The organism is Ursidibacter arcticus, assembly GCF_009761375.1.
GTDB lineage: Bacteria > Pseudomonadota > Gammaproteobacteria > Enterobacterales > Pasteurellaceae > Ursidibacter > Ursidibacter arcticus.
In genome coordinates, this window is record NZ_LEKM01000183.1 from 1 (window position 1) to 10,279 (window position 10,279).

Sequence of the window (10,279 nt, forward strand, 5' to 3'; positions counted from 1 at the left end):
GGAGATTTGGCAGAATATACAATGAAGTAAGGAAGATAAGAAGCTATCAAATTACTTTGTCAATAATCTGACCATAGGTAAACCCTACGGTATTCACAATCCTATCTACCCTATTTTCACTATTTCCCGATCAATTCTTCTCTTACAATCGCAGCCCCTTGGCTCAAGGCATTGAGTTTTGCACGAGCGATATGGCGTGGCATAGGTGCCATTCCGCAGTTGGTGCTTGGATAGAGTTTGTCTGCATCAACAAATTGCAACGCTTTACGCAGTGTATCTGCGACTTGTTCTGGCGTTTCGACTACGTTGGTGGCAACATCAATCGCCCCGACCATCACGATTTTGCCACGAACTAATTCAAGCAAGTCCATCGGCACTTTTGAATTTTGGCATTCAAGCGAGATGATGTCGATTTTAGATTGTTGCAGTTTCGGGAAACTCTCTTCGTATTGACGCCATTCGCCGCCGAGCGTTTGTTTCCAGTCGGTGTTAGCTTTGATACCATAACCGTAGCAGATATGTACTGCCGTTTGGCATTTCAAACCTTCCGCCGCACGCTCCAGTGCTGCCACACCCCAGTCGTTGAGTTCATCAAAAAAGACATTAAATGCAGGTTCGTCAAATTGAATAATATCCACGCCTGCCGCTTCTAACTCTTTCGCCTCTTCATTGAGAATTTTGGCAAATTCCCACGCTAATTTTTCACGACTTTTGTAGTGACCGTCATACAGTGTGTCGATCATTGTCATTGGGCCAGGTAACGCCCATTTGATCGGCTTATCGGTGTGCTGACGTAAGAATTTCGCATCTTCCACAAACACAGATTTTGGACGGCGAACCGTTCCAACCACACTGGGTACACTCGCATCATAGCGATTGCGGATCCGCACAATTTCACGCTTGGTAAAATCTACGCCTTCTAAGTGTTCAATAAATGTTGTCACAAAGTGCTGACGAGTTTGCTCACCATCGCTAACAATATCAATCCCTGCTGCATTTTGCTCCGCAAGGGAGATCAACAACGCATCACGTTTGGCTTGTAACAGCTCATCGCCATTAAATTTCCACTCAGACCACAGTTTTTCAGGTTCAGCAAGCCAAAACGGTTTCGGCAAACTGCCTGCGGTGGAAGTGGGTAAAAGAATTTTGCTCATAATTTATGTTGTCCTTTATTCATTATTTTTCATTTAACCAAGCATCTAATACCGCTTTATAAGGTTTGATAAAATGCTCTTCGGCATATTTTCCTTGTTGAACGGCAAGTTGAGCACGTTCGATACGGTCATATTCAACTTTAGTTAGAGAATAATCTTTGCTCGTCAGGCTCGGCTTATAGACCTGCCCTGCCACTGAATTCGCGTTATATATTTCTGGGCGGTAGATTTTTTGGAACGCTTCCATTGTTGCAATCGTGCTGATTAGCTCAAGGTTGGTATAGTCGTTCAACAAATCTGCCGTTTCATCAAAATAGAACGCGTAAGGTGCAACTGATTTCGGTGGCATAAAGTAACGCACTTTTAAACCCATTTTCGCAAAGTAGGCATCGGTTAATGAGTAGTCGTTTTGTTCATATTCTACACCTAAAATCGGATGAACATTGGTTGTTTTGTGGTAAGTACGGGTAGTTGCCACGCTCAAACAGATCACAGGTAGCTTTTTAAATTGTGCAGTATATTCAGGAGAAGCTAGCAAATGTTTGAACAATTTACCGTGCAGATCTCCGTAGCCTTCTGGTACGGTAAATTCAGGCTTATCTTTGTTGTGATCGAGCAGTAACACGCTAAAATCGTAGTCACGCACGAAAGAAGAAAAACTGTTACCTACTATACCATCAATAGTTTTACCCGTTTTTTTGTCAATTACAGATGTTTTAAGACATTCTAATGCAGGGAAAAACTCACCTTTACCTTCTACATCAAGATCGATAGAAACAATATCCAAATTGACAGAGTAACGATCTGAAGTCGGATTATCCCAATTCGCCAAATCGTTAAAACGTTTATCAATCATTGAAATTGCGTTTTGCAGGTTTTCTTTACGGTTCTCGCCACGAGCAAGGTTAGCAAAGTTGGTGGTTAAGCGAGTACTGTTCGCAGGCTCGTAATTTTCATCAAATCTTTCAGTATGCACACGGCATTGGAATTGGGTTGTCATTCTGTTTTTTCCTACTTATTTTTTAAAATTGGTAAATTAAATCACAATTTTTTGGTGAATCAAAATGATAAATTTTAGTATTTATTATGAAAATTATTCAAGTTGAATAACAGGAACAATATAACTTACGTTGGGAAATCAAAGATTATGCAAAGATATAACTCCGCCTTCCACTCTTTTTTTGTATAATGCCAACATTCCGCCGCATACAAGCGGTTAAATTGAACTAATATTTTGCAAATAGAGAAAAGATTATGTTTGAGAACCTATCCGACAGACTGTCCAAAACCTTGAAAAACATTACGGGCAAAGGGCGTTTAACTGAAGACAATATTAAAGATACCTTGCGTGAAGTGCGTATGGCATTGTTAGAAGCTGATGTAGCTTTGCCTGTTGTGCGTGAGTTTATCAATAAAGTTAAAGAACGTGCTATTGGCGAAGAAGTGAATAAGAGCTTAACGCCAGGGCAAGAGTTTCTGAAAATCGTGCAAGCTGAGCTTGAAAAAGCGATGGGCGAAGCAAATGAAGAGCTGAATTTAGCTACACAGCCACCAGCAGTTATCTTAATGGCGGGTTTACAAGGGGCTGGTAAAACCACCTCTGTGGGTAAATTAGCGAAATTCCTAAAGGAACGCCACAAGAAGAAAGTGCTTGTAGTGTCTGCGGACGTTTATCGCCCTGCGGCGATCAAACAGCTCCAAACATTAGCTGAAGCCTTAAAAGTTGAGTTTTTCCCAAGTGAAACCAACCAAAAGCCTACTGAAATTGCTGAAAATGCCTTAAAACACGCTAAACTTAATTTCTTTGATGTGCTAATTGTCGATACCGCTGGTCGTTTACACGTTGATAGCGAAATGATGAGTGAAATTCAGCAAGTTCACGCAGTATTAAACCCGATTGAAACACTCTTTACGGTTGATGCAATGACAGGGCAAGATGCAGCTAATACCGCAAAAGCCTTTAACGAAGCACTACCATTAACAGGGGTTATCTTAACCAAAGTAGATGGTGATGCTCGTGGCGGTGCGGCACTTTCTATTCGTCAAATTACAGGTAAGCCGATTAAATTCCTAGGGGTAGGCGAAAAAACAGATGCTTTAGAACCATTCCACCCTGATCGTGTTGCATCGCGTATTCTCGGAATGGGTGATGTGCTTTCATTGATTGAAGATTTACAACGTTCTGTCGATCAAGAAAAAGCTGAGAAAATGGCAGCTAAATTTAAAAAAGGCGATGACTTCACCCTTGATGATTTCCGCGATCAACTTGTTGAAATGAAAAAAATGGGTGGAATGATGTCAATGCTTGAGAAATTACCTGGGGCGAAAAATCTACCTGATCACGTTAAAAATCAGGTTGATGATAAGATGTTTATTAAAATGGAAGCTATCATCAATTCAATGACGCTTAAAGAGCGTGCTAACCCAGATATTATCAAAGGCTCTCGTCGCCGTAGAATTGCGTTAGGTTCAGGCACTCAAGTTCAAGATGTAAATAAATTGCTCAAACAATTTGATGAAATGCAACGTATGATGAAAAAAATGCGTAAAGGCGGAATGGCTAAAATGATGCGTGGAATGAAAGGAATGATGGGTGGTGGTCTAGGCGGACTTGGTGGCTTAGGCGGAATGTTTGGTAAAAAGTAGTACTAGTAATACATTCTTGTGTTCCAAGATTATTAACAAATGTACTATAGGGAGGTGTGTTTACCTCCCTAAATTTCATTATAAATTAGCTAATATCCCACAGCAATGCTTGAATTTCTTACCTGAACCACAGATACAAGGTTGTTTCTGTGTGGGTAATGGAACGGTGGGATCGACAAAAAAACAGCGATTATTGATCTTCACAAAGAGAGAAAGCTCGTGATGAGCTTCTATACCTGATTCAGTTTGGAATAAGGCTCTAAATTCTACGGTGCTATGCTGTTTTGAAATAGCAGGCTTATGTTCCAAAATTTCTAATCCTGCCCAACGAGTTGATTTACCCCATTGTTCCATCGCTTGTCTATCAAGTAGAGCTTGTTGGCTTGGCACTGTGGTTGCCACAATATAATCAATGTTTACTTGAGTATAAGCAGAATAACGTGAACGCATTAGCTGTTCTGCTGTACTAGGATATTGTTGTGTAAGATGAAATGGCTGACAACATTCCTGATAGGTTTTTCCAGATTGGCAAGGGCATAATTGTGTCATAACTTGTAAAAAATCGGCGGTAACTGACCGCTTGTTAGGGTTGAATGCTTATATGAATTTGAAATAAAAAACCTGTGCTCAAGAACACAGGTTTTTCAACTAAATAGAATTATTTTTTCACACGAGTGTGTAAACCTTTCTTCTCTAAGTTACGATAAATCAACCACTGTTGTGCAATCGTAATTAGGTTAGATGTTAGCCAGTAAAGTACTAAGCCTGACGGGAACCATAAGAAGAATACCGTAAAGAGTACAGGCATAAAGTTCATTACTTTCTGTTGTACTGGATCTGCAACTGGTGTTGGCGACATTTTTTGTAATAAGAACATAGAGCCACCCATTAGTAATGGCAGAATGTAATATGGGTCTTGTGCCGATAAGTCTTGAATCCAGCCAAAGAATGGAGCGTGGCGAAGTTCTACTGCTTCCATAAATGTCCAATAAAGTGCGATGAAAATTGGCATTTGTAACAGAATTGGTAAACAACCACCCATTGGGTTTACTTTCTCTTCTTTATACAATTTCATCATTTCTTGGCTCATACGTTGGCGGTCATCACCGAAACGCTCACGCATTTCTTGAATGCGTGGTTGTAACATACGCATTTTTGCCATTGAGGTATATTGAGCTTTGGTGAGTGGGTACAGAATTGTTTTTACTACAATTGTTACCCCAATAATTGCAATACCCCAGTTAGTTACAAGGCTTTGGATAAAGGTTAAAAGCATAAATAGTGGTTTTGCAATAAACCAAGCCCAACCATAATCTACGGTTAAATCGAAGTTATTTGCTGCTACAGCCATTGCATCTTGGTCTTTCGGGCCAGTCCATAAATTGCTCTTAATGGTTGCTTCGCTATTTGGAGCAACTTGAGTAATAGGGCCACGATAACCGATAGTACCTACACCATTTGCTGTGCGAGTGTAAAGGTTATTCTCGGCATCTTGATTTGGGATCCAAGCAGACACAAAGTAATGTTGCAAAATTGCAGCCCAACCAGCTTTGGTATCAATAGATAGGTTTGCTTTTGCCATCTCATCAAAACTATATTTTTTATAGTTTACTTCTGAAGATGAATAAGCACCGCCAGTATAAGTTGGCATTGCGAAGTTACCTGAGCTTTCAATTAAAGTATGTTTAATTTGCCCGTAAGGTTGAACTTCCACAGTTTCAGCACTGTTATTTTTAATAGTGTAATTTACCGCAATATCATAACTACCACGTTTTAATGTGAAGGTTTTGGTATAAGTTACACCATCTTTTTCTAATACTAACGGAACAGTAAGTTCATTTTGATCATCGGCTAGACGGAAATTATCCGCTGTTACTTGATACTGAGCACGGCCAGAATTGGTATCAATACCGTTTTTACCGACTAAACCACTTTGGGCGATATACTGGATTTTTCCGTTGTCTTGTAATAATTCAAATGGGTTTTGAGAATTAAGTTCCGCATTGAATTTTAATAGATCCGAATCAACAACATCACCACCTAATGTATCAACGGTTAAACGTAATACATCACTCTCAATCGTGATTGTTTTGCCTTTAGTTGATTGTTCAGTAATAGGTGAACTTGCATTAGACGATGCAGGTACATCACTCGATTGGGCAACTTGTTGTTGGGCTTGTGCCTGTTTTTGTGCTTGGATTTCAGGATCATAGTCCTGCTGCCATTGCGTAAAAATCAAGAACGACACAAGAAGTAAGCCCATAATCAGTAAACTACGGTTTGAGTTCATTTTAAGCTCTCTGTGGTTAAAGGGAAATCCCTAGGTTAAAAAAGAGCTATTTTAATATAGGTTGTTAAACGATCCAACCAACTTTTGAACAACAAGCGGTCTTTTCTGATAAGTTTTTTACGAATTTGATCAAACAAAGAGATAAAAATCGATAGTTGATTATTTTTAGAGCAAATCAGTTTTTCTTATTCCGTTCCGTTATTTTTTTGCAAAAAGTTTGATGTATTTCAAAAAAAGCAGAAGGTAAATCCTAGTAAATTTCTCTGTTTTTAAGTAATCTTCATTTTGTATTAATAGATTTATCTTATTGTTCTAATAAGAAAAGTTATCATTTTGATTTTAATTGTGGGAGGCTCTCGTGAAACGAGTAAGCAATGTTTTAAAGCGTGGTTTCGCTATGGCGACAATCGCAATGTTGGGGTGTTTACAATCTGCTTGGGCAGGTGAAGCAAAAGAATTTGAAGGCCCAAAACCAGATTTAAAAATTGAATCTGCAAATCATAAATTTGCAGAACAATTTCCATTGCAATACCAATCTTGGGCGGCAACAGCCGAATCAGAGCAGATTGTCTCTGCGTTAGAAGAAGATCCTCGCTTAGTTATTTTATGGAGCGGTTATGCTTTCTCAAAAGAGTATAACAAACCTCGTGGTCACTTCTATGCTATTACCGATGTGCGTAATATTTTGCGTACAGGGGCTCCAAAAGATGAAAATAGTGGCCCGCAGCCAATGGCGTGTTGGACCTGTAAAGGCCCTGATGTAGCACGTTTAATCGCTGAAAAAGGTGAGCTAGGCTACTTTGATGCTAAATGGTCAAAATATGGTGCAGAAATGGTAAATGCTATCGGTTGTGCTGACTGCCACGATACAACCTCCCAAGAATTCAAAGATGGTAAGCCTGCACTAAGAATTGCTAGACCACACGTTATGCGAGCTTTAGAAGCCATTGGTTGGAAATTCGATACCTTAGAAAAACACGGTAAAAGAGCTGCTGTATGTGCAAACTGCCACGTAGAATACTACTTTGCGGGTAAAGAAAAAGCAGTAACATTCCCTTGGGATAAAGGTGTTGATGTTGATAGTATCGAAAAATACTATGATGAAATTAAATTTACCGATTGGGTACATAGTTTATCTAAAGCACCAATGCTAAAAGCACAACACCCAGATTTTGAAACTTGGTCACTTGGTACACACGGTAAAAATGGCGTAACTTGTATTGATTGCCATATGCCGAAAGTAGAAAGTAAAGATGGTAAAGTTTATACCGATCACAAAATTGGTAATCCGTTCGATAATTTTGAGCACACCTGTAAAACTTGCCACGAGCAAAGTAAAGAAAGTTTACAAACTCGTGTGAAAGAGCATAAAAAACAGATTAAAGATGTGATGATCCGTTTAGAAGATCAGTTGGTAAAAGCTCACTTTGAGGCGAAAGCAGCTTGGGAAGCAGGAGCAGCTGAAGAAGAGATGAAAGATGCATTGCAAGCAATTCGCCACGCACAATGGCGTTGGGATTATTCAGCAGCAGGGCACGGTGGTCATATTCACGCTCCAGATGTTATTTTACACGTTATTGGTACAGGGCTAGATCGTGCAACCGAAGCTCGTACTCAATTAGCGGTAGTTTTAACTAAACACGGGGTGCAAACACCAATCCAATTCCCAGATATTTCAACCAAAGAGAAAGCTCAAAAAGTTATTGGTTTGGATATGGATAAAGAACAAGCGGCTAAAGATGAGTTTTTACGCACTGTTGTTCCTCAATGGTTAGATGAAGCAAAACAGAAAGGTTTATTACCTGCTGATGCAAAACAATAATCGGCTAAGTGAGGTGCATTATGAAACATTTTTTATCAAAAGTAGGGCGAATGCTTGCCCTACAAGCGGTAACATTAGTCGGTTTTTTTGCAATTTCATCAACGGCTATGGCGGAAATGCCAGCACCACCCAAGCCATTGTGGGAGCAGGATATAGATGATGCGACCATTGCAAAAGATGCGCGTCGTGATCCTAATACTTACTGTGTTAATTGCCACGGACATTTGTCAAATTTTAAACATCACGGTAAACATTTTCAGCACGGAACAGTTAGCCCAAATACAGGTAAGCCTTTAACTTGCGTAAGTTGTCACGGTAATATCTCTGAAAATCACCGTAAAGGCGTGAAAGACGTGATGCGTTTCAATGCCTTTGGTAAAGCTAAAAATAAAGACCTTGAGCGTTCTCCACAAGAACAAAACCAAGTCTGTTTTGCTTGCCATAACCCAGATAAATTGCGTGAAGTCTTTTGGGCGCACGATACCCACGCAAATAAAATGGCGTGTGTAAACTGTCATAAACTTCACCCAGAGCAAGAACCAATGAAAGCGACTGAACCAAAACAACGTGTGAAACTTTGCGTTGATTGCCACAGTCGTATTCACGAAAAAAAATCAAAATCGCTAGAGCCAGCTAAGGAAATCAAATGAGTTGTTCCCGTCGAGATTTTGTCTCAGGTGCGGGAGCCTTAATTGCTGTTGCAGGTACAACAGGGCTTGCAACAAGCACCATCACTCTTGCTACTGAGAAAGAAAAGAAAACCATTCGTTATGCAATGGTACACGATGAGCAATCTTGTATTGGTTGTACAGCCTGTATGGATGCTTGTCGTGAAACAAATAATGTGCCAGAAGGTGTATCTCGTTTAGAAATTATTCGCAGTGAACCTTATGGCGAATTTCCTAATGTGAAGTATGAATTTTTCCGTCAATCTTGCCAGCACTGTACAAATGCACCTTGTGTAAGTGTTTGTCCAACAGGGGCATCATTTATTGATAAAAGTACAGGGATTGTGGATGTGAATGGCGATCTCTGTGTTGGCTGTTCGTACTGCATTGCTGTTTGCCCTTATCGTGTGCGTTTTATTCACCCAGAGAAGAAAACCGCCGATAAATGTAATTTCTGTCGAGACACTAATCTCGCACAAGGAAAGCAACCCGCTTGTGTAGAAAGTTGTCCAACGAAAGCATTAACTTTTGGTGATTTAAATGATCCAAATAGTGATGTGGCAAAAATGATCAAACAGAAACCTGTTTATCGCACCAAAGTAGAATTAGGCACACAGCCTAATCTTTACCATATCCCATTTGAACACGGAGAGCCAAGACGATGAACAACTATGTTGCATTTCAAACGCCTAATCTCGTATGGGATTCTACCATTGCGATTTATCTCTTTTTATTAGGGATTTCAGCAGGAAGCACATTGCTTGCCGTATTATACAAGCGTAGCCATAAACTGACTAATCCAAGCGAGAGTTGGATCATTCGTAGTACGGCAATAATGGCTCCAGGGGCAACAATCATTGGTTTAACATTATTGATTTTCCATCTTGCTCGTCCTTGGACATTTTGGTATTTAATGTTTAATTACCAATTTGACTCAGTGATGTCGATGGGCGTAATGTTATTCCAAGTTTTTATGGCAATTTTATTTATTTGGTTAGCGATTATTTTCAAAAACCTAATTGCCAATTTGCTTGAACGTTTTATTCCATCACTCAGATTTGTTGTGAATTTGATTGGGATTGCAGAAAAATTTGTTAATTTAATTGAATTATTCTTACTTTTCCTATCCGTAGCGTTGGGGGCTTATACGGGCTTTTTACTCTCAGCACTGATTAGTTACCCAATGCTAAACAACCCAGTGTTACCAATTTTATTCTTAGCATCGGGTACGTCATCGGGGATCGCAGCACTTTTAATCGCGATCTTAGTGGTCGGTAAAGTATCAACTCATTCCGATGAGGTTCACTTTTTACATAAATTTGAAACACCTACTGTATTGATAGAAATCCTACTACTTTTTGCTTTCTTTGTAGGGCTATATTTTGGTGGCGGACAAAAAACACTAGCAGCAGTCAATGCCCTAACAGGTTTTTGGGGAAGTGTATTTTGGATTGGCGTTGTTTTAGTTGGAATTTTATTTCCGCTTATGGCTAACCAACTTGCAACTCATAGCCTCAAACATCGCAAAGGTTTTATGTTATTGTTAGCAACGGCTGGATTAGTTGGCGTCTTGTGCTTACGTTATTTTATCCTATATGCAGGCCAGCTAACTATTGCTTAAATATTCCGACAAAAGCGGTTAAATTACATTTAATCAGACCTCTGACAAACCCTAATTTGTTGTATTCAATAAACGGAC

9 protein-coding genes are annotated in these 10,279 nt (G+C 39.6%); 5 read left to right on the plus strand and 4 right to left on the minus strand.

Annotation, left to right across the window (positions count from 1 at the left end; genetic code table 11):
• Window positions 1-119: 119 nt before the first annotated feature.
• The gene (locus A1D25_RS08250; protein WP_157395210.1) at window positions 120-1,154 is read right to left on the minus strand and encodes a methionine synthase; all 1,035 of its coding nucleotides are present in this window, start codon (window positions 1,152-1,154) and stop codon (window positions 120-122) included.
• A gap of 22 nt (window positions 1,155-1,176) precedes the next feature.
• Window positions 1,177-2,154 carry a DUF1852 domain-containing protein gene (locus A1D25_RS08255; RefSeq protein WP_157395211.1) on the minus strand — a complete coding sequence of 326 codons (978 nt, stop codon included), beginning with the start codon at window positions 2,152-2,154 and terminating at the stop codon, window positions 1,177-1,179.
• Window positions 2,155-2,408: 254 nt separating this feature from the next.
• Between A1D25_RS08255 and ffh the strand changes: the two genes are divergently transcribed.
• A complete protein-coding gene (ffh, locus tag A1D25_RS08260) occupies window positions 2,409-3,800 on the plus strand; it encodes a signal recognition particle protein (RefSeq protein ID WP_157395212.1) in 1,392 nt (463 codons plus the stop codon).
• 78 nt (window positions 3,801-3,878) lie between these two features.
• On the opposite strand, the gene A1D25_RS08265 is transcribed toward ffh, so the two are convergent.
• Both A1D25_RS08265 and yidC read right to left on the minus strand, forming a co-directional pair.
• Entirely contained in the window at window positions 3,879-4,349 is a 471-nt protein-coding gene (locus tag A1D25_RS08265; protein WP_157395213.1) for a YchJ family protein, read from the minus strand.
• A gap of 109 nt (window positions 4,350-4,458) precedes the next feature.
• The gene (gene yidC / locus A1D25_RS08270; protein WP_157395214.1) at window positions 4,459-6,090 is read right to left on the minus strand and encodes a membrane protein insertase YidC; all 1,632 of its coding nucleotides are present in this window, start codon (window positions 6,088-6,090) and stop codon (window positions 4,459-4,461) included.
• Window positions 6,091-6,487: 397 nt separating this feature from the next.
• Between yidC and nrfA the strand changes: the two genes are divergently transcribed.
• From nrfA to nrfD, 4 genes are read left to right on the plus strand one after another with little or no spacing between them, the layout of a single operon-like run.
• Window positions 6,488-7,912, plus strand: coding sequence for an ammonia-forming nitrite reductase cytochrome c552 subunit (gene nrfA / locus A1D25_RS08275; RefSeq protein WP_157395215.1), 1,425 nt, complete (start codon window positions 6,488-6,490; stop codon window positions 7,910-7,912).
• Window positions 7,913-7,932: 20 nt separating this feature from the next.
• Window positions 7,933-8,562 carry a cytochrome c nitrite reductase pentaheme subunit gene (gene nrfB, locus A1D25_RS08280; RefSeq protein WP_157395216.1) on the plus strand — a complete coding sequence of 210 codons (630 nt, stop codon included), beginning with the start codon at window positions 7,933-7,935 and terminating at the stop codon, window positions 8,560-8,562.
• Window positions 8,559-9,245: a cytochrome c nitrite reductase Fe-S protein gene (gene nrfC, locus A1D25_RS08285; protein ID WP_157395217.1), complete on the plus strand. Its 687-nt coding sequence runs from the start codon at window positions 8,559-8,561 to the stop codon at window positions 9,243-9,245. The genes nrfB and nrfC overlap by 4 nt, the downstream gene beginning before the upstream one ends.
• Window positions 9,242-10,201, plus strand: a complete 960-nt coding sequence (gene nrfD, locus A1D25_RS08290; RefSeq protein WP_157395218.1) for a cytochrome c nitrite reductase subunit NrfD — start codon at window positions 9,242-9,244, stop codon at window positions 10,199-10,201. The genes nrfC and nrfD overlap by 4 nt, the downstream gene beginning before the upstream one ends.
• Window positions 10,202-10,279 lie beyond the last annotated feature (78 nt).

Excerpts from the sequence above, each read along its gene's own strand:
- A1D25_RS08250 (WP_157395210.1), bottom strand. The coding sequence starts at position 1,154 with ATGAGCAAAATTCTTTTACCCACTTCCACCGCAGGCAGTTTGCCGAAA.
- A1D25_RS08255 (WP_157395211.1), bottom strand. The coding sequence starts at position 2,154 with ATGACAACCCAATTCCAATGCCGTGTGCATACTGAAAGATTTGATGAA.
- ffh (WP_157395212.1), top strand. The coding sequence starts at position 2,409 with ATGTTTGAGAACCTATCCGACAGACTGTCCAAAACCTTGAAAAACATT.
- A1D25_RS08265 (WP_157395213.1), bottom strand. The coding sequence starts at position 4,349 with ATGACACAATTATGCCCTTGCCAATCTGGAAAAACCTATCAGGAATGT.
- yidC (WP_157395214.1), bottom strand. The coding sequence starts at position 6,090 with ATGAACTCAAACCGTAGTTTACTGATTATGGGCTTACTTCTTGTGTCG.
- nrfA (WP_157395215.1), top strand. The coding sequence starts at position 6,488 with ATGGCGACAATCGCAATGTTGGGGTGTTTACAATCTGCTTGGGCAGGT.
- nrfB (WP_157395216.1), top strand. The coding sequence starts at position 7,933 with ATGAAACATTTTTTATCAAAAGTAGGGCGAATGCTTGCCCTACAAGCG.
- nrfC (WP_157395217.1), top strand. The coding sequence starts at position 8,559 with ATGAGTTGTTCCCGTCGAGATTTTGTCTCAGGTGCGGGAGCCTTAATT.
- nrfD (WP_157395218.1), top strand. The coding sequence starts at position 9,242 with ATGAACAACTATGTTGCATTTCAAACGCCTAATCTCGTATGGGATTCT.